At 72.2% G+C, this 22,065-nt stretch carries 16 protein-coding genes; 8 read left to right on the forward strand and 8 right to left on the reverse strand.

Going from position 1 to position 22,065, the window contains the following annotated elements:
* Positions 1-441 precede the first annotated feature (441 nt).
* The 5 genes from IPH07_14295 (at position 442) to IPH07_14315 (ending at position 8,851) form a co-directional block, all read left to right on the forward strand.
* Positions 442-2,796 (forward strand): DEAD/DEAH box helicase, encoded by a 2,355-nt coding sequence (locus IPH07_14295; protein ID MBK6918561.1) that lies wholly within the window; start codon positions 442-444, stop codon positions 2,794-2,796.
* On the forward strand, positions 2,786-4,840 hold the full coding sequence (gene csx17 / locus IPH07_14300) for a type I-U CRISPR-associated protein Csx17 (protein ID MBK6918562.1): 2,055 nt from the start codon (positions 2,786-2,788) through the stop codon (positions 4,838-4,840). Before IPH07_14295 ends, csx17 begins: the two co-directional genes overlap by 11 nt.
* Positions 4,837-5,808 carry a type I-U CRISPR-associated protein Cas7 gene (gene cas7u / locus IPH07_14305; protein ID MBK6918563.1) on the forward strand — a complete coding sequence of 324 codons (972 nt, stop codon included), beginning with the start codon at positions 4,837-4,839 and terminating at the stop codon, positions 5,806-5,808. The genes csx17 and cas7u overlap by 4 nt, the downstream gene beginning before the upstream one ends.
* 2 nt (positions 5,809-5,810) lie before the next feature.
* Positions 5,811-7,346 carry a type I-U CRISPR-associated protein Cas5/Cas6 gene (gene cas5u6u / locus IPH07_14310; protein MBK6918564.1) on the forward strand — a complete coding sequence of 512 codons (1,536 nt, stop codon included), beginning with the start codon at positions 5,811-5,813 and terminating at the stop codon, positions 7,344-7,346.
* A 272-nt stretch (positions 7,347-7,618) separates the two neighbouring features.
* Positions 7,619-8,851 (forward strand): SGNH/GDSL hydrolase family protein, encoded by a 1,233-nt coding sequence (locus IPH07_14315; protein ID MBK6918565.1) that lies wholly within the window; start codon positions 7,619-7,621, stop codon positions 8,849-8,851.
* Positions 8,852-8,868: 17 nt separating this feature from the next.
* On the opposite strand, the gene IPH07_14320 is transcribed toward IPH07_14315, so the two are convergent.
* Together IPH07_14320 and IPH07_14325 are read right to left on the reverse strand one after the other, a co-directional pair.
* Positions 8,869-9,147: a helix-turn-helix transcriptional regulator gene (locus IPH07_14320; GenBank protein MBK6918566.1), complete on the reverse strand. Its 279-nt coding sequence runs from the start codon at positions 9,145-9,147 to the stop codon at positions 8,869-8,871.
* 153 nt (positions 9,148-9,300) lie between these two features.
* Complete coding sequence (locus tag IPH07_14325) at positions 9,301-10,290, reverse strand: hypothetical protein (protein ID MBK6918567.1); 990 nt, start codon at positions 10,288-10,290, stop codon at positions 9,301-9,303.
* Positions 10,291-10,367: 77 nt separating this feature from the next.
* Between IPH07_14325 and IPH07_14330 the strand changes: the two genes are divergently transcribed.
* Both IPH07_14330 and IPH07_14335 read left to right on the forward strand, forming a co-directional pair.
* The gene (locus IPH07_14330) at positions 10,368-11,603 is read left to right on the forward strand and encodes a hypothetical protein (GenBank protein MBK6918568.1); all 1,236 of its coding nucleotides are present in this window, start codon (positions 10,368-10,370) and stop codon (positions 11,601-11,603) included.
* 16 nt (positions 11,604-11,619) lie between these two features.
* Positions 11,620-12,672: a sigma-70 family RNA polymerase sigma factor gene (locus IPH07_14335; GenBank protein ID MBK6918569.1), complete on the forward strand. Its 1,053-nt coding sequence runs from the start codon at positions 11,620-11,622 to the stop codon at positions 12,670-12,672.
* A 10-nt stretch (positions 12,673-12,682) separates the two neighbouring features.
* On the opposite strand, the gene IPH07_14340 is transcribed toward IPH07_14335, so the two are convergent.
* The 3 genes from IPH07_14340 to IPH07_14350 are packed head-to-tail and all read right to left on the reverse strand — an operon-like array spanning position 12,683 to position 16,954.
* On the reverse strand, positions 12,683-14,617 hold the full coding sequence (locus IPH07_14340; protein ID MBK6918570.1) for a hypothetical protein: 1,935 nt from the start codon (positions 14,615-14,617) through the stop codon (positions 12,683-12,685).
* Positions 14,610-15,032, reverse strand: coding sequence for a hypothetical protein (locus tag IPH07_14345; protein MBK6918571.1), 423 nt, complete (start codon positions 15,030-15,032; stop codon positions 14,610-14,612). Before IPH07_14345 ends, IPH07_14340 begins: the two co-directional genes overlap by 8 nt.
* Positions 15,029-16,954 carry a protein kinase gene (locus IPH07_14350; GenBank protein ID MBK6918572.1) on the reverse strand — a complete coding sequence of 642 codons (1,926 nt, stop codon included), beginning with the start codon at positions 16,952-16,954 and terminating at the stop codon, positions 15,029-15,031. The genes IPH07_14345 and IPH07_14350 overlap by 4 nt, the downstream gene beginning before the upstream one ends.
* Before the next feature lie 347 nt (positions 16,955-17,301).
* Between IPH07_14350 and IPH07_14355 the strand changes: the two genes are divergently transcribed.
* On the forward strand, positions 17,302-18,309 hold the full coding sequence (locus IPH07_14355) for a PEGA domain-containing protein (protein ID MBK6918573.1): 1,008 nt from the start codon (positions 17,302-17,304) through the stop codon (positions 18,307-18,309).
* Positions 18,310-18,333: 24 nt separating this feature from the next.
* On the opposite strand, the gene IPH07_14360 is transcribed toward IPH07_14355, so the two are convergent.
* The 3 genes from IPH07_14360 to IPH07_14370 are packed head-to-tail and all read right to left on the reverse strand — an operon-like array spanning position 18,334 to position 22,065.
* On the reverse strand, positions 18,334-19,191 hold the full coding sequence (locus tag IPH07_14360) for a 3-keto-5-aminohexanoate cleavage protein (GenBank protein MBK6918574.1): 858 nt from the start codon (positions 19,189-19,191) through the stop codon (positions 18,334-18,336).
* Positions 19,192-19,216: 25 nt separating this feature from the next.
* Positions 19,217-21,241 carry an ATP-grasp domain-containing protein gene (locus tag IPH07_14365; GenBank protein ID MBK6918575.1) on the reverse strand — a complete coding sequence of 675 codons (2,025 nt, stop codon included), beginning with the start codon at positions 21,239-21,241 and terminating at the stop codon, positions 19,217-19,219.
* Positions 21,238-22,065 carry an enoyl-CoA hydratase/isomerase family protein gene (locus IPH07_14370; GenBank protein ID MBK6918576.1) on the reverse strand — a complete coding sequence of 276 codons (828 nt, stop codon included), beginning with the start codon at positions 22,063-22,065 and terminating at the stop codon, positions 21,238-21,240. Before IPH07_14370 ends, IPH07_14365 begins: the two co-directional genes overlap by 4 nt.

Genomic DNA, 22,065 nt, shown 5'->3' on the forward strand with positions numbered 1-22,065 from the left:
AGCTGAGGATCCGCCCGCGCGCGTGCGCGCAGCGAGACCCGTCAGGTCGTCACAGCGCCGCAAGGTTGCCTCCGGAGTTCCCCGTGACCGTCCTCGATCTCGCCCTCCTCAATGACCTCGTTGCCGGTGATGGCGTTGCCATCTGCGTCCGCCAGCAACTCCAACCGGCCTGACAAGGGGAAGCGAGGTGGCGAGCACGGCCAAATCGACCTCACCGCCCTCTCCGCGTACGCGCGCCCGCGGCCGGATCGGTCACCGTACGCGGTCGAACCTCCGCGCACGCTAGCGCGCGCATCGATCATTCATGACCCCTGAGCAAGCAAGCATGCCCCACGAAAATGCCGAATGCCGCATCTGTGACGACGCTCGAGCGTCGTCACAGATGCGTCTGCCCGTGCCGACCTCGTGCGCACGCGCGGCCAGCCGCCGGCAGGAGACCCGATGACCTTCGACGACTTCTTCCGCAAGGCTACGTCGCGCGATCCCTACGCGTACCAGCGCGCGTTCGCTGCTGCGGAGTCCCTGCCCGATCTCCTCGAGGCGCCGACCGGCTCGGGTAAGACCGCGACCGCAGTGCTGGGCTGGTTGTGGCGGCGCCTGCACGGCAGCCCGACGCAGCGCGACGAGGCGGGCACGCGGCTGGTGTTCTGCTTGCCGATGCGCACGCTGGTCGAGCAGACCCACCGTGCCGTCATCGAGTGGGTGCGCCGTCTGAACCTCGGCCCCGAGCGACTCGGCGTGCACCTCATGCTCGGAGGCGCCGTCGACGATGGATGGGAGCAACATCCCGATCGCGACACCATCATCATCGGCACCCAGGACCAGCTGCTGTCGCGCGCGCTCATGCGCGGCTATGCGATGAGCCGCTACCGATGGCCCGTGCACTTCGCCCTGCTTAACAATGACTGCACGTGGGTCATCGACGAGGTGCAGCTCATGGGCGTGGGCGCCTCGACGGCGTCGCAGCTGCAGGCCTTCCGCGAGCAGCTCGGGGTCGCCGGCTCAGCAAAGACGGTGTGGATGACAGCGACCCTGGCCGAGGGGCGCTTGCGCACCGTCGATGTGCGGCGGGCGCTATCGCGGCAGCCATTCGTCGCGGCCGAGCCCGCGCTCGAGCGCAGGCTGCGGGCACGCAAGACCCTCGAGCGCGCCGCGACCCCACTAGGCAAGAAGGGCTCGCTCGCGCCGCTGGCCAAGGAGATCGCCGCTGCTCACGTGCCCGGCACGCTCACACTCGTGGTGGTCAATCGCGTCCAGCGTGCGCAGGAGCTGTACGCGCTACTCGGCCACGAGCCTGGGCTCGAAGCGACTGCGCTCGTGCACTCGCGCTTCCGACCGATCGACCGCCGCCGCATCCAGGATGCCGCGCTCGCCGGCACGTTCGTGGGCGTGTTGGTCGCGACCCAGGCGATCGAGGCCGGCGTCGACATCTCCGCGAAGACGCTGTTCACCGAGCTCGCACCCTGGGCATCGCTGGTCCAACGCTTCGGCCGGCTCAATCGCGCGGGAGAGCACGAGTCCGCCCGCGCGGTCTTGATCGACATCGAGACCGAAGACGCCAACCTCTGCCTGCCCTACGAGGCCGATGCACTGGTCGCCGCACGCACGAAGGCGAACGCACTCACCGACGTCGGCCCGGCGTCGTTGGCCACCATCGCGACGGAGGCCGAGAGCCCGACCCTGCCGGTGCTGCGCGGCAAGGACTTGATCGAGCTGTTCGACACCGAGCCCGACCTCGCAGGCCACGACATCGACGTGGCACCGTATGTCCGCGCCACCGACGACCGCGACGTCCAGGTCGCGTGGCGCGAGCTGGGTGACGAGCCACCCGGGCTCGACGCACCGGACCTGCAGCGCGACGAGCTGTGCCAGGTGCCCGTGCACGAGCTCGAGAAGCTCACCAAGGGAAAGTCGGTGTGGCGATTCGACGGCCTTCGCCGCGCGTGGGTCGAGGTCGAGCGCCTGTTCCCCGGGCTCGCGGTCGTCGTCGACGTGGGCGTCGGCGGCTATCGGCCCGACGCCGGCTTCACGCGCGATCGCGCCGACGTACCACCCGCGGTGGCAGCCCGCGGTGAACCGCCCGACGCCGACGCGGCCGACTCGCTCACGTTCGGAGGCGACTACATCACCATGCGGACGCACGCCGAAGACACCGCCGTTCACATGCGCGCGTTGTTGGATCGCCTCGGTCGGCACACCGCCGCGATCGTCGACGAGCCGGTGCTGATTGACGCCGCGCGATGGCACGACGCCGGCAAGGTCCACCCCGCATTCCAGCAGATGCTGATCGAACATCTCCCCGGCGACGATCCTCGACGCACGGGTGGGCCATGGGCGAAGAGCGACGGCCGACACGGCGGACGCAATCCCCGACGCTTCTTCCGGCACGAGCTGGCGAGCGCGCTCGCCTGGCTCGCGGCCGGCAAGTCCGACCTCGGCGCGTTCGTGGTTGCCGCACACCACGGCAAGGTTCGCATCGCGCTGCGGGCTCGTCCCGGCGAGGAACCCCCAACCGACCGACCGCACTGCCGCTTTGCCCACGGCGTCCACGACGGCGACACGTTGCCGTCCGTGGACCTCGGCGACGGTGAGATCGTGCCAGAGCAGGCGCTCAGCCTCGCGTGCATGGAGCTCGGCGGCGGCGAAGGCCACGAGGCGTGGTCGGATCAGATGATGCGATTGCTCGAGCGCCACGGGCCCTTCCGGCTCTCGTATGTGGAGACCCTCGTGCGCGTCGCCGACTGGCGCGCGAGCCAGCAACGCGACCGACACCAAGGAGGCCCCGATGCCGGCTGACGCGCATGCGGATCACTTCGAGGTCGAGCTGCACGGTTGTCGCCCCGAGCCGCTGGCGTCGTACCTCAAGGCGCTGGGCGTGCTTCGACTGGTCGCCGAGCAGCGCGACTCGGACGCGTGCGGGTTCTGGCGCGGCGAGTACTTCGTCTTGCGCAGCACGCTCGACCGCGAGGCACTGCTCGACTTCTTCGCTTCGCGTTGGAGGCCGAGTCCGGTGATCGCACCGTGGAACGGCGGCAGCGGGTTCTATCCCAAGGACAGCCGAGACGCCGCCGACCACATCGCGAACTCGAGCGATCCGCGGCTCGCCGACTTCGCCGCAGCCATCGCGGTGGGCCGCGACTACGTCGCCGCGCGCGGCTGGGACACACGCCCCGAGGACGACGACAAGGTCACGATGGTCGCGGCCATGCGCGCGGCTCTGCCCGACGCCGCGCTCGCCTGGCTCGACGCCGCGGTGGTCCTCGGCGACGCCCGATTGCTGTTCCCCCCGCTGCTCGGCACCGGCGGCAACGACGGACGACTCGATTTCACCAACAACTTCCAGCAGCGCGTGGTCGAGGTGCTCTCGGCGGACAGCCGCGCGGCGCTCACGTCGTCGCTGTTCGATGACGCGGTGGCGCATCGCTTCAAGGGCGTGATGGGCCAGTTCCAACCGGCGGCGAACGAACGCAGCAACCCGTGGGACTTCGTGCTGCTGATCGAGGGCTCGCTGGTGTTCGCGGGCGCCGCGACCCGGCGCCTCGAGAGCAGCGGCCCGGCGACGCTGGCGTTCCCGTTCCATGCGAAGGCCGGTGCGGGCCTGGCGTCGCTGACCGACGCCGACGAGGGCGACAGTCGAGACGAGGTGTGGCTGCCGCTGTGGTCCGCGCCCGCATCGATGCGCTCGCTTCGGCGTCTGTTCGCCGAGGGTCGCGCAACCGTGAGTCGCGGAGATGCGAGCCGACCCGCGAGCACGGCCCTCGACTTCGCACGGGCGGTCGCGGGTCTCGGCGTCGATCGGGGTATCGACGGCTTTGCGCGGATCGGGTTCCAGGTCCGCAACGGCCTAGCCTACTTCGCGACCCCGCTCGGCCGCTTCGCGACCCACGAACTCGGGGCTGCGCGGTTGCTCGACGACATCGATGCCTGGTACGAGCGCTTCCGGCACAAGTCGATTGGCAAGAACGCTCCCGCCGCGGTCGCGGTCGCTCGCCGTCAGCTCGAGCAGGCGATGTTCGAGGCCGCGACCCGTGGCGCGCTCGCCCCCACGCTGCTGGCACTCGGGGACGCCGAGCGTGCCCTCGCCCGCTCATTGTCGTTCGCGACCAAGGCATTCTTGACGCCCGTGCCCCGCCTGCGTAGTGCGTGGGCCGACGCCGTCGACGATGGCAGCTGCGAGCTGCGCCTAGCGGCCGCACTCGCGAGCAGGCCGGCGATCCGGCGACGCTGGGTGCCGCTCGACCGCGCAGGCCGCAGCTTCGGGCGCGCCGATGATCTCGGCTGCGTCTTCACCGACGCCCCGCTCGTGGAGAACCTCTGTGCGCTGCTGCTGCGCGAGGACGTCGAGGGGCAGCAACAGCTGGGCGCGGCGTCGCCGGACGCTGCCAGGCCCTGGTGCTCGCTCACTGACATCGCACAGTTCATCGACGGCAACACCGACGACCGCCTGATCGAGCGCTGGCTGCGTGGCCTGGCATTGGTCGATGATCCAACGCTCGCGCCGCCGCCTGCGGACACGCTGGTGCCGCCGGCGAGCTATGCCGTGCTGGCGCTCGTCCACCACCGACGGCTCGGCGACGACGCGCTGCCGCGCACGGCCGGCGCGCTGCAGCGGGCGTGCGCGGGCGATGCCTCCGGTGCCACCGCGGCAGCGATCCGCAGGCTGTCCGCCAGCGGACGCGCGCTGCCCGACCGCGCATGGATCGAGTCCCCAGCGCGCACACGCCGGATCGCCGCTGCGCTCGCGTTCCCGCTCACACGGACCCAACGGCGGCGACTCGAAGCGATGGTGCTTCCCGCCGTCGAGCCTGCCGTCCGAACCCCATCGCCGGAGAGTCCATGACCACCTTCGATCTTCCCGCCGGACCGCGCCTGCTCCTGCAGGTCGAACTCACCCCCGTGCAAGGCACACGCTTCCAACCGACCGGCTTCCCCGACGTCGGCGCGGGCGTGTACACGCTGCCCAACGGCGACGAACAGCTGCTGCTCGAATCGGCGCAGAGCGTGGCAAATCGGCTCGAGGCTGCGTGCTGGGACGAGGCCCGCAACGAACTGTATACGCCGCTCGAGGGGCTGCCGTACGTGCGCGTGAACGCGGCCGATGGCAGCCTGCTGACCACGTCGATCCAGGAGGCGCACCGCCTGAACTCGGTCTATATCGAGAAGTCGGATTTCGCCAATCAGCTGGTCGAAGCCATCGCGTTCGACGAGAAGAAGCCACTCGACCGCCACAAACTCATCACCGCGCTCGCACGATTCGACATCGGCTGCCTCTTGCACGGGGTCTTCCTCGAGAGCATCGCCGGGGTCCTGCGCGTGCCACGAGCAATCTCTGGATTCATCGAGGCCGACCGCGTGGGCCGCGTGACGACCGGTGGTGTGAAGAACGATCGCGTGCAACCGGGCAAGGACGAGGAGAGCGGTCGCACGGCGACCGAGGGCTTCGGCAACGTTCCCTTCCACCGCACGGAGTTCGTGGCCGAGCGCATCACCGCGTACTTCAACCTCGATCTCGAGCAGCTGCGCGGCTACCGACTGGGCGACGCGATGCAGCGCCTGCTGCTCGCGCTGGGGTTGTTCAAGGTGCGCAAGTTCCTCGAGACCGGCCTGCGCCTGCGCACCGCGTGCGACCTCGCGGCAGGCGCCCTCGAGGTCAAGGCGCCGACCGGCTTCGTGGTGCCCGAACTCGCGGCGATCGAAGCCGCGCTGCCCGAGCTCATCAAGGCGGCCAGCGAGCACTTCGCGAGCCCACCGGTCAGCATCGCGACGTTCACGTCCGGTGAGAAGAAGGCGACGAGGGGGAAGCGGTAGCCGTGATTGCGCTCGAGCTGCGCTTTCTCGCCGGTCGCTTCCACGGCAACGGCTGGTACCACGCCCACAACGAGGGCATCCCGGAGTGGCCGCCGTCGCCCTGGCGTGTGCTCCGGGCGCTCGTCAGTGCGGCCTATGCCGGCGACGTCGCGCCCGCAAAGGCCGAGCCCCTGTTCGAGAAGCTGCGGGCCCTGCCGCGCTATCGTCTGCCGCGGGCCGTCGATGCCCACACGCGACACTACATGCCGGACATCGACGACGCGGGCCACAAGCGCGCCAAGGTATTCGATGCCTTCGTCGCGATCGAAGGCGGTGCGCGAGACCCTCGACCGGTGACGATGGCGTGGGCGGTCGAGCTCACGTCGTCCGAACGCAGCCTGCTCGAGAGCCTCTGTGCCCGGACCACCTATCTCGGGCGCGCCGAATCGTGGGCCGATCTGCGGGTGGTCGACGTGGGCGGCGACGATTGGGACTGCTGGCCGCACGAGCAGCTCGATCGCGCGGGCGCAACCAACCTGCTGGCGGTCGCCACGGCCGAAGAGCTCGAGGCGCTTTGTGCAGAGCGGCCCAAGCCGAAGAAGGGGCCGGACATCCCGCGCCGACTGTGGGACGTGCTGACCTTCGACGGCGCCCGCTATCGCAGCGAGGGCTGGTCGCGCGTACCCGGCACCCGCCTGGTGCGCTACGTGTTCGAGCGCGCGCCGTTCGATCGGGCGGTCACGCCGGCCGTCGCCCGTCGCCCGCGCACGCGCCCCAACGTGGCTCGCTTCGCAATCCGATCGGCCGTGCTGCCTCGGCTCGAGCACGCGCTCGCGGTCACGGAGCGCCTGCGTGCGTCGGCGATGTCACGCTCACGCGATCTCACCGGTGACGCGCGCCCGGTGTTCTCGGGCCACGGGCACGAGCCATCGAACCACGGCCACGCGATGTTCCTCGCGTGCAGCGACGATCCCGGCAACGCTGCGCGCGGCGTGATCGACCACCTGCTGATCGCAGCCCGCGCTGGCTTCGACGACCACGACGTGTTGGCGCTGCAACAGATCCGCCGGCTCTGGGGCCGCGGCGGTCACGACCTCGAGCTGGTCCTTGTCGGCCTCGGTAGCGCCGCGGATCTCGGCGGGCGGGAGCCCCCGCGCACTGCCGTGCTCGCAACCGGACGCGTGTGGGAGAGCGTCACGCCGTTCGTCCCGACGCGGCATCCCAAGCGGGTCCGCGGGCAGTGGCGCGAGTCGATCGAGCAGCAGATCCGACGCGCGTGCATCCAATTCGTAGGAGTCGAGCCCAGCGAAGTCACCGAGATCGGCGAGCGCGACCGCTGGGCGCGATTCCACCGCCGTCGCCACAGCGGTGGCGGCCGGCGTGGGCCCGATCGTGGCTACGGCGTCAGGCTGGTGTTCGACACTCCACAGCAGGGCCCGATCGCGCTCGGGTACGGGGCCCACTTCGGCCTCGGGCTCTTTCGCGCCGTCGCAGACGCAGACATCGCCACCGGCGAGAAGCCGACTCATGGCCCTGCCGGCCGAGTGCACGACATCTAGCGGGGGAGTGATCGGGATCGACCGCGGTCCACGGGCGTTCGCCCACACACAACCCCCGCCGAGCCGTCCGCTCGCGACCGCGCTCCCCCGCCGCCCGAGCAGCGCCCACCCGCGCGATCCCAGCGACCAGGTGTCCTCACGCGGCCGCTGGCGGGGTTCCCCGGCCCCTCGCGCGCGGCCGCTCGCGCCGCGCAACCCGAGCCGAATGGCCCGGTCACACCCTACCCTCGTCATTGCGGGTGACCGCGCCGGAGCCCCGCCGTAGAGTGACCGTGGCCAAGCCTTTGGTGATCACGATGCACTTGCCGACCACGTTCCGCCCCCGCTCGCTCCTGCTTCGCCCGTGGCCGGCCGCGCTCGCGCTCGCGCTCGCGCTCACGAGCGCCTGTGGCGACGACGGCAGCGCCGAGGGCAGCGCCGACGACTCGACCACCGATGCGGGCACGACGGGCTCGGCGAGCGCGACGAGTGCGACGGGTATGGCCACGACGGCGACCGATGCGACCGGCATGAGCGCGAGCGCAGCCGACAGCTCGGGCGGCATGGACGGCTCGACCACCGACGCAACCGACACCGACACCGGCTCGCCGGGCGTTGCGTGCATCGACATGCAGTATGTCGCGGGCGTCTCGCCGGTCGCCGATTACTCGATGTTCGACGTGCCGCTCGGCTCGCACTGCCAAGGCACCAACCAGCAGGACATCACCGACATCGAGCGCATCGTCTTCCTCGGCGACTCGGTGACGGTGGGCACGCCGCCGACCACGGCGACGCAGTTCTACCGCTCGATCCTCGCCAACGCCCTGGCGACCCAGTTCGAGCTGGAGCCGCCGTCGACGCAGTGGGAAGGCGTCAGCATCGGCGGCACCACGAACGTGATGGAGAGCGGTGCGTTCGCGTCGTGCGCGGTGTGGGGCGCCCGCAACGACGACCTCGAGGGCCAGCTGTCGAACTGCTTCGCGCCCGAGGACCTCACGCAGCGCACGCTGGTGATCTACACGATGGGCGGCAACGACGGCGCCGCGATCGCGAAGGACTATCTCGACGGCACCCCGCTGGCCGACCTGCTGGCCGAGGTCGAGGCGATGGTGGCCGAGCACGAGGCCGCGGTGAAGTGGCTGGTCGAGGATCCCGACAAGTTCCCCAACGGCGTGTTCGTCGTGAACGCCAACGTCTACGAGTTCACCGACGTGACGTTCGACTTCCTCAGCTGCCCGACGGCGGGCCTGGCGGGCTTCAACTCGAGCGCGAAGATGCCCGATGTGCTGCAGGGCTCGCTCAAGCACATCAACGAGGAGTACATGCGCATCGCGCAGGAGAACGGTACCGACGTCGTGTTCATGTCGGAGGGCTTCTGTGGCCACGGCTTCCACGCCGGCGATCCCGCGAGCCAGTGCTACCGCGGGCCCGACAACGCGACATGGTTCGACCTCACCTGCATCCATCCCACGCCGGAAGGGCACGCGGCGCTGGCCGACATGTTCTTGAACACGATCGCGGAGTGAGGGCTGTCCGCTGGCGCTCACTCGGGCGCACCGCCGGTGCCGTCGACCGCCGCGAGTAGCTCGGCGGGGTCGACCTGCAGCGCGCTCGCGAGTCGAGCGATGGTGCCGACCGTCATCGACGCGCGGCCAGCCAGCGCGCGGTACATGGCCGAGCGCGTGACGTCGGCGAAGTGACACACGCGCACGATCGAGAGCCCGCGTTGCTTGGCGAGCCGACGGAGGTTGTACGCGACGCGGGCACGCAGCGCCGCGGTCGCACGTTGGAGCTCGTCCGTTTCGGAGTTCGGGGTTCGCACGAGGGCATTGCACACCCGAAGCGGACGTCGGATTCGCGCTGCACCACCGATTGTCTCGGCGAGATCATCGGCGGGCCGGCCTCGCGCCGACCATCGTGCGCCCGTCGACGCCGATGATCCAACGTGGACAATCGGGCCGCGCCGCCCTTGCGCTCAAGCGTCGCGACCGAGCGCGATCGTCAGCCCCAGCGTGGCGGCGAAGCCGACCGGCCGGCCCTCGAAGAGCAGCGCCTCACCGATGCGGTAACGCGTCTGTAGCAGCGGCACGATCATCGCAGCGGCGACGGTGGCCGCCACGCGTGCGTGCAACCACGCCAGCAGCCGCAGCTCGGCGCGCAGCGCCAACCATGGCGCGCGCCCGATCCGGCGCACGACCTCGCCGCGTGCGCGCACGCGGCTGGCTCCGGCCTCGAACGCGCCCCCCGGTCGCAGCTCGACGCGAGCCCAGCGCAACCGCGCGCTGGCGTGGACGCTGCTGGCGGCGACCATGATCGTGCCGCTGGTCGTGGCATCGATCGCGCGACGCATCGGCGCCAGCCCGAACGCGCCGACCTCGAGCGCGACGCGGGTCCACGACCAGCCCAATGCGCCGCGGCCACCGACGTCGATCCGCGGCACCGAACCGACGCCCACGGTCGCGGCCGCGAGCACGTAGGGCCCGAGGATCGCGGGGGGCTCGGCGTCGCGGGGCCAGTGGGGCACCGCGCGCGGTGGCCGACGGGTCGATCGATCGGCGGACGCGGACGATGCAACGCTCGCGGGCGCAGCGGCCGGCGCTGCCGCGGGCTCCGGCTGCGCGGGCACCCGGACGCCCGGCGCGCTCTCGCCCGCGAGCGGCTCCGGCGGTGGCACGTCCATGCCCGCCAGCAGCAGCGCGACCGCGGTCGCGAGCTCGTCGCAGCTGGCCGAGCGCAGCTCGTGACGACGCCCGCCATGCTCGACCTGCGCCGCAAACCCGCCGGGCACGGCCTCGATGGTCGCGGACGCGTCGAGATCCGCCGGCCCCAGCGCACGGGCGCGCGCGGCGACCACCTCGGACGTGGGACACTGCGCAGGTGCGCGCCAGCGCAATGCCTCGGGCGTGGGCGGGGCCGTCGGCTCCGTGCACGCGAGCAGCCCCGAGACCACGAACCACGCCGGCATCTGCCGCCGCCCAGTGTAGCCGCACGCGTGCCGGCAACGAAACCACCGCGATGCGGAGATCGAAGCGGGTGAAGCCCATGCCGACCCCCCGACTGCAGCCCGCCCTGCTCCTCGTCCCCCTGCTCGTGCCCGCCTGCGTGCGCGAGCAGGACCTCGGTGAGCCCGCCGAGCTGCTCACCGCGTCGGGCTCTGGCGACGCCGAGAGCGGCTCGGGTGACGACGCCGGCTCGGTGTCGGCGACGAGCACCACGGGCGCCGACGCCTGTGCGAGCAACACGGGCACCCGCTCGCTGCTGTCGATCCACGCCGGGCCCGACGACGACCCGCAGCTGTCGGGCTTCGAGGACGTGGTGTTCTCTCCGGCAGGCGAGGTCTCGATCACGTTCATTCAGGGCAACCACACCTGGGCGCAGATCGACACTGCCGGCGAGATCACGTTCGGTACGGCCCCGGGAACGCTCGAGCACGTCGGTGTGCTCTCGCGCGATGCGAGCGATCGCCACCTGGTCGCGATGTCGAGCTTCTACGAGGGCGACGAGTGGCTGCAGCTGACGGGCGCCGACGGCAGCGTGACGTGGAGCGCTGCGGCGTTCGATGGCCCGATGTTCAACGCACTCGCCAACGAGGCGCTGCTGCTCGCCGACGGCACCTCGCTCGCCCACGCGTACTGGTACTCCGATGGGCTCGGGTACTCACGGCTGCTCCACTTCGATGTCGACGGCACCGAGATTTCCCGCGCCGACGCTGCGGACACGAGCATGTTCAGCCATCTCGTCGAGGGCGCGGCGGGTGAAGTCTGGGGCCTGCGCGGCAACGGGGCCGGCGTGGAGGTGGTGCGCTTCGCCGCGGGCGCCTACACCACGCCGACCAGCGCGTTCCTGCTCGCGGGCCGCGTGCCGCGGGCGCTCGCGCTCGACTCGAACCAGCGCCCCGTGATCGCCTCGTACGAGCTCGACTACGAGGTTCCGGCCGGCACCGAGACCCAGTGGCTCGACGTCATCGATCGCGACACCGGTAGCACCGTGTTCGCCCTCGACAGCGCAACGACGCCTGGATTCCACCACCCGTGGGCGCTGGCCACCGGCGCATGCGGCGAGATCTTCGTGATCGGCGGCACCATCGCCGGCAACCCGCAGAGCTGGGTCGCGTCGGTCGACGCCAACGGCATCATCTGGGCCGACGCGCTCGAGCTCGACGGGGCCGCCTACGGCGACGTCGCCGACGACGGTACGCTCGTCGTGATCGGTCAGACCACGGTACCCGATGCCGCGGTGTTGACCATCGGCCCTTGGATGGCCCGCTACGAGCCGTAAAGGCGTGCACGTCGCCATGCAGGCCAACGCACTCGACGCACGACTGCCCGCAAGCGGGTTCAGGGCGGTCTACCGCGAGAACCTCCCGCTGGTGCGCGCGACGATCCGCCGGCTCGGCGTGCCGTCGTGGCTCGAGGACGACGCCGTGCAGGACGTGTTCGTGGTCGCCCATCGGCGACTCGACGACTTCGACGGCGATCGCATCGACGGCTGGCTGGTGGTGATCGCCCGGCGCGTGGCCTTCCGCCACCGTCGCAGCGCCCAGCGACACCGTCGCAAGCTCGACGCGCTGCGCACCTGGATGGGCTTCGCACCACCGGAGCGGCCCTGGCAGGCACCCGAGGCCCGCGTGCTGCTGCGCGAGATGACGCGGCGCCTGGCCGCGGAGCAGCAGCAAGCGTTCGCCTGGTGCGAGGTCGAGGGCTACACCGCGATCGAGGCCTCGCAGCGCTACGGCGTGAACCCCAACACCGTATCGACGCGGCTGCGGGCGGCACGTCACGAGCTGCGGCGCGCGCTCGTCGAGCTCCCGATCGACGCGGCGCCGCGTCCGGGTTCCGCACGCGCCCACGGTTTGTGGCTGCTGTGGCCACGCCTGCTGCTCGGCAAGGCGTGGCCGGCCGCCGCCGCCGCGAGCTGGGCGCTGGTGACCGCGGTCGCCGTGATCTCGATCATCGCGAGCTTCGACCGCGCGGCGCCGATGCGTCGGCCGAGCACCGCCGCGCCGGTGGTGACCGCGTCCGCTCCAGTCCCACCGCCGAGCGTCGCTGCGCCGGTGGTCGAGCTGCCCGCCGTCGCGGCACCGGAGCTCGCACGACCGGAGATCCCTGCGCCCGTGGCCCGCGCGACGACCATCCGCACGCCGCCGCCGCCGGCGATCCCGGCGCTGCCGCTGCTGGGCGCCGAGCAGCTGGCCGAGGCGTGGCGCCGCCTCGCCGCCGGTGAGTACGACGCCGCGCGACGGCTGCTCGACGATCACCAGCAGCGCCACCCCGACAGCCCACTCGATGGCACGCGGGCGCGACTGCGGGCGCGACTCGACGCCGCCCGCGACGCAGCTGCACGCTAGTACCTCGACACTAGTTGGTCGGCGCGTCGACGACGGTGTGTCCGCCCACCGCCCGCACCCATCGCCGCTGCTCGCGGTACCAATCGCGACCGACGAACGGCAGCGGCCGTCGCAGCTTCCGATCGTCGGTGGCGGTGAAGCCGAACGCAGTGAGCCCGCTGAGCCACACCGCCATGCGCCACGCCTCGCCGCGGCTGCGCCACACCGCGGCCGCGTGCAGCCCCAGCTGCTCGCTGTCGATCACCTCGACCTCGACGATCTCGCCCTGCACGAGCACCTTCGCGTGACCCGAGAGCGGCTCGACACGCTCGAGCTCCGGCGCCGCGACGATCAGTGGATCGAGCGCGGTGAGGTGGATGAGCAGCGGGCGCGTGTTCTCGACCTCGGCGCGCGCCTCGATGCGCACCGCGCCGTCGGCCACGTGGATCTCACCGTCGTGCAGCCGCACCCACGTACCGTCGCTCTTGCCGCCGTCGGTGCGGATCGAGACCGCATCGGAGCGCACGGCGATGCCGTCGGCCGCGAAGGCGCCGCCGGGCTCGCGCCGCAGCGTGCCATCGAGCCCGACGGTGCCGCCGACCCGCACCGAGCCGGCCGCGAGCACGACGGCCTTCAGGCCCAGGTCGAGGTCCAGCCGCGGGATTTCGTCGGCGCCGATGTCGAGCACCGCGTGGCCGCGACCGCGGCCGCGCTCGAACGACCAACCGTCGTCACCCAGGGGAATGCGGCGCAGGTCCTCCGCGATGAGCTCGGAGCCCTCGGCGTGCACACGTTCGATCGACCACGATTGCGTGAGGTCGCCATGGGGCAGCACGAGCCAGCCACGCAGCGCAGCGGCGTGCACCATCTCGCCCTGCCCGCCGTGCAGCCGGGCGTCGTGCAGGGTCAACGACGCCGCAGGGCGGCCGTCGTCGCCGACCGCGAGCACCAGGTGCGAGCGGCCGCGCAACGACGCGTCCGCGGGCCCGGCCTCGATGTGGTCGCTGTCGTGGGTCACGCGGCTGCCCGGTCGCAGCACCCCGGCGTCGATCGCAACGTCGATCGACAGCGGTCCGGGCTCGCCGGCCAGCTGGCCCTGCAGCTGCGGCCACCAGGTGGTGAGCGCCTCCGGCTCGATGACCGTGCCCTCGCCGCGGAACGCGAGCGACAGGTAGGCCGGGATCCCGGCCCCTGGCACCTCGCCCGAGTCGAAGCGGGCGAGCTCGACGGTGCCGTCGCAGGCCAGCGCGCGCACGGCCTCGTGGGCGCCGAGCCACAGCACCGCGGCGTCGGCGTGCACCGTCGTGGGCGGCACGCTGAAGTCACCGCCGTCGACCCAGTGCAGGCCACCGTGGATGTGACCGCCCGGTTCGAAGTCGTACTCGTCGATCCACAGCGCGTCGACCTGCGCGTCGACCTCGTCGAGATCCACGCCCCAGGCCTCGCCCGGCGCGGGCTTGGGCTTGGGCGTGCTCGCAATCGGCTCGGGCGCGGTGCCGTCGAACGGCGGGAACGCGCGCAGGCGCGGCGCATCGGCCCCCTGCGCGTCGGGCTTGATGCGGTACTGCGCGCGCACGCCGGAGGCCGTGATCGACTCGAAGTGCGCTCGGCGCTGCAGCAACGACAGCAGGCTGATGTCGACCTCGGCGTGCTCGAGCTCGACCGCCAGCTGATAGCTGTACGAGTCGACCGCGAGCCGCGCGTCGTCGATGTGCACGTGGGTCGGCCACACCACCCACGCGAAGCCGTGCTCGAGCTCGACACGGGTGACCTCGCCCTCACGGGTGACGATGGCCTCGATCGCGCCGGTCCACAGCATCACGTTGGCGGCGGCGAGGAACAGCACGAACACCATCAGCGGCGACAGCAACGCCCACGCGAGCGGTCGGAACCACCGCCGTCGCGACCACGCCCGCACGCGCGCGTGGGCCTGTGCGAACGCGGGTCCGTGGGCGCCGTCAGCCATCCTCGGCCTTGCCCTCGCCCATCATGTGACAGACGCCCTGCTGACACTTGCCGTCGGAGCCGGGCACGTCCTCACAGTCGACACAGGCCTCGCCGCAGTGGTGCGCGTCGGAGAGGATCTTGCGGCACTCGCCATCGCAGAGGCCGCGGTCCGGCGGGCACTGCATCGCGCCGGTGGACCCGCTGCTCGAACCAACGTCGCCGGTGCTCGACGCGTCGACGGTGGCGGTGTCCGCTGCGCTCGCGGGCGCGGTCGAGGTCTCGCCGGCTCCGGCGTCGGTGCCATCGGTGTCGGTCGACTCGCCGCCCTCGCTCGCTGCGCGCTCGCGTTCGTCCCAGCGCGGGTTGACCCCGACGCACCCGACCGCGATGCCACAGAGCGCCATCGCGACCACTGCACGCACGCCGCGCGTCATCGCGAGCCCTCCAGTCGACGCAGGCGCTCGGCGGCACCGCGGTGACCGAGGCCATCGGCGCGCTGGTACGCCCGGCGCGCGGCCTCGCGATCGAGCACCTTGAAGTAGCAGTCGCCCAGCTGCACCAACACGGCGGCGTCGCTGGGCGCGAGCTGGCTGGCCCGTCGCGCGTAGTGGAGCGCGCGCGCATGGTCGCCGGCGTCGAAGCGGATCTCGCTGAGGCCCAGCATCGCGGGTGCGCTGCGTGGGTCGAGGGCGAGCGCGCGCTCGAAGCCCTCGCTCGCGCGCTCGCGCTCGCCGGCCGCGAGCGCACGCCGAGCGGTCCGCACCAGCGCCCGCGCGCGGCTGCGATCGATCCGCGAGGGCTTGCTCGGCGCGACGTCGGCAGGCGAGTCGCTCGAGGTGGTGATGGCGGGTGCAGCCGCAGCCGAGGACGCGAGCCGGCCCTGCTGCGCACGCACGCGACCACCGGCATGGTCGGTCGTGTCGCGACCGTCGTGCCCCTGCCGCGTCAGCAGCGAGGGCTTGGCAGCGACGACCTCGGAGACCTCGCGCGCGCGGTCGTCGGGCGCGACCAGGTCGTCGGCCAGCTGCGGTCCCATGTCCGACGCAGTCGCGCGCGCGAGCTCGGGGGCCGGCCCCTGCATCGGCGCGAGCGTGACCACCGAGGCGTCGGCGGTGTCGCCGGCCTCCGCGCCGCCCGGGTGCTCGAACGCGCCGCGCTGGGCGGAGGCATGGATGCTGGCGACCGCCTGCTCGACGCGCTCGTGGTCCGCGGCACCGACCACCGACGACGACAGCCACAGCACGAGGCTGAGCGATGCCACGGCTGCCGACACCATCGCGACGACGCGATGGTGTCGCAGCATCGGGTTGGCGCGCGCCCGCGGCATGCGGGCCTCGAGCTGCCCGCGGCGGGTCGCATCGATCTCGGGCAGCGGCAGATCGTCCCACGCGGTGCGCAGGCCGGCGGCGATCTTGGCCTCGCACAGCGCGGCCTCGAGCTCGGCCATCGACGCGTAGCGATCGTCGGGCTGCTTGGCGATGCAGCGCATCACCACCGCCGCCAGTGCCGGCGGCACGTCGACCGCGAGCTCGGTGAGCGGGCGTGGGTCGGCCTCGAGGTGTGCGCGGACGATCTCGAGCGGGGTCTCGCGCTGGAACGGCGGGCGGCCACTCAGCATCTCGTAGGCGGTGCAGCCGAGGGCGTAGATGTCGATGCGCGCATCGAACGAGGTGCCCTCGATCTGCTCGGGTGCCATGTAGCCGGGGGTGCCGGCCTTGCGGCGGGTGTGCAGGTCGTGGAGGGTGCCCGCGATGCCGAAGTCGAGCAGCTTCACGCAGTCACGGCCGTGGCGGCGATCGGCGACGACGATGACGTTCTCCGGCTTGACGTCGCAGTGGATGATGCCGGCCTGGTGCGCAGCCGCGAGCCCGGCACACATCTGCCGCAGCAATCCAATGCTGCGCGCCGGTGCGATCGCGCCGGCATCGATCTCCCGCGACAGCGGCGCGCCGGCGAGCAGCTCCATCGTATAGAACACCCGCGAGTCGGGCAGCACGCCGAAGTCGAGCACCTGCACCACGTAGGGCGACGCGATCTTGGTGGTGAGCGCGGCCTCGCGGCGCAGTCGTTCGCGCTGCTCGTCGCAGTCGGCGATCTGCGAACGAAGGATCTTGAGCGCGACGCGGCGCTCGAGGTCGACTTGCTCGGCCTCGTAGACCACGCCCATGCCACCGTCGCCGAGCCAGCGACACAGGCGGTAGCGCGTGCCCGGCACCCGCTCGCCGGGCACCAGGCGCGGGCCGTCGCCATCGCGCTGCGGCCCTACGGGGACATCGACGTCGCGGGTGGGCACCGATGCCGGCGAGGGCGCGACGGCGCTGGGGAGTGGCGGGCCAAAGATGGTTTGCTCGAACATGGGATCGCCCAGGTGCCGCTGCGGTCGCGCGCGATGGAGCGCGGGGTCGCGACGGGCCGCGGGTGCAAGCCTCGCGCCCGCGTCACCGCGGCCGTGTCGGCGCCATGAAGCCGACGCGCTGGTCACCCAAGCCCGCGATCGACGGCGCTGCGCGAGCGTGCGGATGCGTCGCGCTGTGTCATCGAGCGACCGTGCGCGCGCGCCCACGCGCAGAGCGGGTGTGGACCCCGAGCCCCGTCCGTCGCGCCCGCAGGCCGTGGCACCACGGTTGCACACTGGGGTCGTGGAGACGGGCCGAGCGAGGCAACGCGACGATGGTGGTGACGCAGTGGCTGGTGACGGCGGGGATGACCCTCGCGCTCGGCGTCGGCGGTACCGCTCGCGCGGCCGCTCCTGCGACGCGAGCTCCCGCCGCGCCCGCCGATGGGACCGCGTCGCGGTCGCCGGCCCCCTCGCCCACCGCGACCGCGCCCATGCAGGTGCTCGTGGCGCCCGCCGTGGTCGATGGCGAGCTGTCGGCACGCGACCGCGAGGCGCTGACGGCGAGCCTGCGCCGCGCACTCGCGTCGACGTCCTACGAGCTCCTCGACGACTGCGGGACCCCCACGTGCCGCGAGGCTGCCGCGCGAGCCCACCGCGTCGAGCTGCAGCTGCGCACCGGCGAGCACTCGTTCGCGCTCGAGCTGATCGCGCGCCGACCGGGCGAGCGCGAGCCGTTTGCCTCGACGTCCGCGAACTGCGACATCTGCGGGTTCGCCGAGCTGCAGGAGCTGCTGTCGACGCGGGCCGACGCGCTGCGACGACGCCTCGAGGGCGACGGGCCGGTCCCCGCCACCCTCGCGGTGACGAGCACCCCGCGCGGCGCGACCGTACGCATCGACGGTGAGGTGGTCGGGGTCACGCCGCTCGAGCGCGCAGTGACGCCGGGCGTACACCAGGTCGAGCTCTCGCAGTCGGGCTACTTCATCAAGCGCACCCGCATCACCGCCGCCCGTGGCGTCCACGAGCGCGTGCACACGACGCTCGACCCGGCGCCGCGCGTGAACACGCGGCGCATCCTCGGCGCCACCGCGATCGGCGTCGGCGCGGCCGCGATGGCCGGTGGTATCGGCCTGCTCGCGATCGACGGCCGCGAGATCCCGCGGCGCTGCGATGCGTCGCAGCGCGATGCCGACGGCGACTGTCGCTGGGTGCACCGCACGCAGGCCGGCGGTCTCGCGCTCACGATCGCCGGTGCTGCGCTCGCCGCCACCGGGCTCGGCGTGCTGCTCGTGCACCGCCGGGGCCCGCGGGGCGAGTACGCGCTGCGGGCCACACTCTCGCCCAAGCGCGTCACGTTGACGATGCGCTTCTGAGTCGTGGTCGCTCGCCGCCGCCGGCTACGCGAGCTCCAGCATCGCGCGGGCCTCGGCCGGGCTCGCGATGCTGCGCCCCGCGTTCGCGGCACACTTCGCGATCGCCTCGACCAGCTCGCCGTTGCCCCGCGCCTTGCCGCCGTCGGGCAGATAGAAGGTGTCCTCGAGCCCGGTGCGCAGCGAGCCGCCGAGCTCGGCCGCGCGCTGGTGCAGCGGCCACACGTCGGCGCGACCGATCGCCGTCACCTCCCAGCTCGCGCCCGGCGGCAGCCAACGCTGCAGCAGCGGCAGGAGATCGGGCTCGGCGGCCATGCCGGAGGCGACCCCCATCACGAAGTTGCAGTGGGGATGCTTGGCCATGCCGTTCTCCACGAACAGCCCCACCGAGCGCAGGATGCCGGTGTCGAAGCACTCGAACTCCGGCATCGTACCGAGCTCGGCCATCGCGTCGAGGAACGCCTTCACCTTCGCCACGGGGTTGTCGAACACCAGCGGCGGCCACGCCCACGAGCCGTCGCTGCGGGTCTTGAGGTAGTTGAGGGTGCCGGCGTTGCAGGCCGCGATCTCCGGGCGGATGCGACGCATGGCAGCGACCGGCGCGTCGATGTCGGGGCCCATCACGCCGGTGCTCATGTTGATGATGATCCCGGGGCACGCCGCACGCACCGCGTCGCAGATCGCGGCGCAGACCTCGGGGTCCCAGGTCGGCAGGTGCCCCATGCCCGGCTCCTGTCGGCGAAAGTGCAGGTGCACGATCGCGGCGCCGGCGTCGAACGCCTGCTTGCTCGACGCCGCCATCTGCTCGGCGGTGACCGGCACGGGGTGCTGCTTGGGATCGGTGAGCACGCCGGTGACGGCGCACGTGATGATGGCCTTGTCCATGGGGTCTCTGCGTTCGCCAGGAGCGCTACTGCGCCGGTTCGGGTTCGTTCGAGGTGGGCTCGAGAGTCGCGAGGATGGCCCGCTGCGCCACCTGCCCGCCGACCTGCACGCCCACGCTGCGTACGGTGCCGTCATACGGCGCCAGCACGCGATGTTCCATCTTCATGGCTTCGATCACCGCGAGGGTCTCGCCCTTGCGCACCACCGCGCCGACCACCGCCCCGACCGCGAGCACGCGGCCACCCATCGGGGCGCGCACGATGCCATCGCCACTGCCGGCATCCTCACCGCTGGCGCCGGCATGCACCTCGACGAACGCGAACGCATGGCCGTCGTCGTCGATCCACAGCTCGTCGCCCTCGGCGAGCACGTCGATCCAGCGGCGCACGCCGTCGTGCTCGCACGCGACTTCGCCATCGCGACGCGCGTGCACACGCAGCTCGACCGGCGTGGCGGCGGCCCCCGCCACACTCGCGCGGCCGGTGCGATCGACGTGCACCGAGAGCACGCGCTCTTCGTCGCCGCAGCGCAGCTTGACCGACGCCGGGTACTCGCCGCTGCTGCGCCAGTGGGCCAGCTCGCCGTGGGCCTGGCCATCGGCGGCGAGCCACGCCGCCAGCGCCCACGCGCGGCCGCTCGGACGCGGTCGCGTGGGCGCGTCGACGCCGATGCGCGCGTCGAGCGTGTCGGTGCGCAGCGCATTGTCGGCGAACTCGGCCGACTCGAGCAGCGAGAGCAGGAAGCCGCGGTTGGTGCCGACCCCGAAGATCACGCTGTCGGCCACGGCCTTGCGAACCGCGCGGATGGCCTCGGCCCGGGTGCGCCCCGAGCCGATGATCTTGGCCAGCATCGGGTCGTAGTACGGCGACACCGCCTGGCCCTGGACGATGCCGGCGTCGACGCGGGCGCTGCCGTGGGTCGCCGGCCGCCAGCGCAGCACCGGGCCGGTCTGGGGCAGGAACCCCGCGTACGGATCCTCGGCGTACAACCGCACCTCGATCGCGTGGCCGACCATGTCGACCTCGTGCTGCGACAGTGGCAGGCGCTCGCCCTGGGCGACACGTAGCTGCCACGCGACCAGATCCTGTCGAACCACGATCTCGGTGACCGGGTGCTCGACCTGCAGGCGCGTGTTCATCTCGAGGAAGTAGAAGCGCGGCAGACCATCGTCGTCGAGCGCGCGGTCGTCGAGCAGGAACTCGACGGTGCCGGCACCGACGTAGCCGATGGCCCGCGCCGCAGCGACCGCGGCGTCGCCCATGCGCGCGCGCAGGTCGGGCGACACCGCCGCCGACGGGGCCTCTTCGATGATCTTCTGGTGGCGGCGTTGCACCGAGCACTCGCGTTCGCCGAGGTGGATGACGTTGCCGTGGGTGTCGGCGAAGACCTGGATCTCGATGTGGCGCGCGTGCTCGATCAGCTTCTCGAGGAACACCGAGCCCGAGCCGAACGCGTTGGCGGCCTCCGAGCGCGCCCCCGCGATGCCCTCGGCGAGCTCGGCCGCGCGTCGGACGATCCGCATGCCGCGACCACCACCGCCGGCGGCCGCCTTGACCAACACCGGGTAGCCGATGCGCTCCGCCTCGGCATGCAGCCGCGCGAGATCGCCTTCACCGTCGCCGTCGCCGACGTGCAGGTACGCGGGTGCGGTCGGGACCCCGGCTTCGATCATGCGGCGCTTGGCCTCGATCTTGTCGCCCATCATGCGCATCGCCGACGCCGGTGGGCCCACGAACACGAGCCCGGCCTCGACGCAGCGTTGCGCGAACACGGGGTTCTCGGAGAGGAAGCCGTAGCCGGGGTGGATGGCCTGCGCGCCGGCGCGTCGGGCCGCGTCGAGCACGCGATCGATCGCGAGGTAGGACTCGCGCGACGGCGGCGCGCCGATGCACACCGCACGATCCGCGAACGCCACGTGCGGCGCATCGGCGTCGGCCTCGCTGTAGACCGCCACGCACGTCATGCCCAGCGCCCGTGCGGTCCGCATGACCCGCAGCGCGATCTCGCCGCGGTTGGCGACCAGCAGCACGTCGATGCGTTCGTCGCTCATCGATCGGTCCCGTCGGCCCAGGCCGGCTTGCGCTTCTGCAGGAACGCCATCGTGCCCTCGCTGCCCTCGGGGCCGCGCACCGCGGTGGCGAACACCGCCGCGGCCTCGTCGAGCACGCGCTCGAGATCCATCGCGCCGACCTGCGCCATGATGTGCTTGGTCGCCGCGATCGCACCGGGGGCGCAGCGGCGGATCTGCGCCAGCGCGGCCGCCAGCTCGCGCTCGAGCGCGTGGTCGTCGGCTGCGACCGCGTGCACGAGCCCGATGCGGGCCGCGACCTCGCCGTCGAAGCGACCACCGGTGACCGCCAGACGGCGCGCCTCGGACAGCCCCAGCCGACGCACGAGAAACGCGGCGATCTGCGCGGGCGGCAGGCCGAGGCCGGTCTCGGGCAGGCCGAAGCGCGCGTCGGCCCGGGCGATGGCGACGTCGGCCACGCACGCGAGCCCGAAGCCACCGCCCAGCACCGCCCCCTCGAGCACCACGACCACGGCCTGCGGCGCACGGTCGACCGCGAGCATCACGGTGCCGAAGCGCCGGTTCATCGCCGCGACCGGATCGGGCTCGCCCTCGCGCCAGGTCGCCGCCCGCGAGGCGGCCATGTCCTTCACGTCGCCGCCGGCGCAGAAGTTGCCCCCCGCGCCGCGCAGCACCACGGCCCGCACGTCGCGACGGTCACGGATCGCTGCGAAGACCCCGACGATGTCGTCGATCATCTCCGCGTTCATGGCGTTCTTCACCTCGGGGCGCGACAGCGTCAGCCACAGCACGCCGTCGTCGAGGCGGGTCTGCACCGCGGAGGTCTCGGGGAGTGCGGCCGTCAC

The sequence above is a fragment of the Deltaproteobacteria bacterium genome (assembly GCA_016709225.1).
Lineage (GTDB): Bacteria > Myxococcota_A > Polyangia > Nannocystales > Nannocystaceae > Xiheibacterium > Xiheibacterium phototrophicum.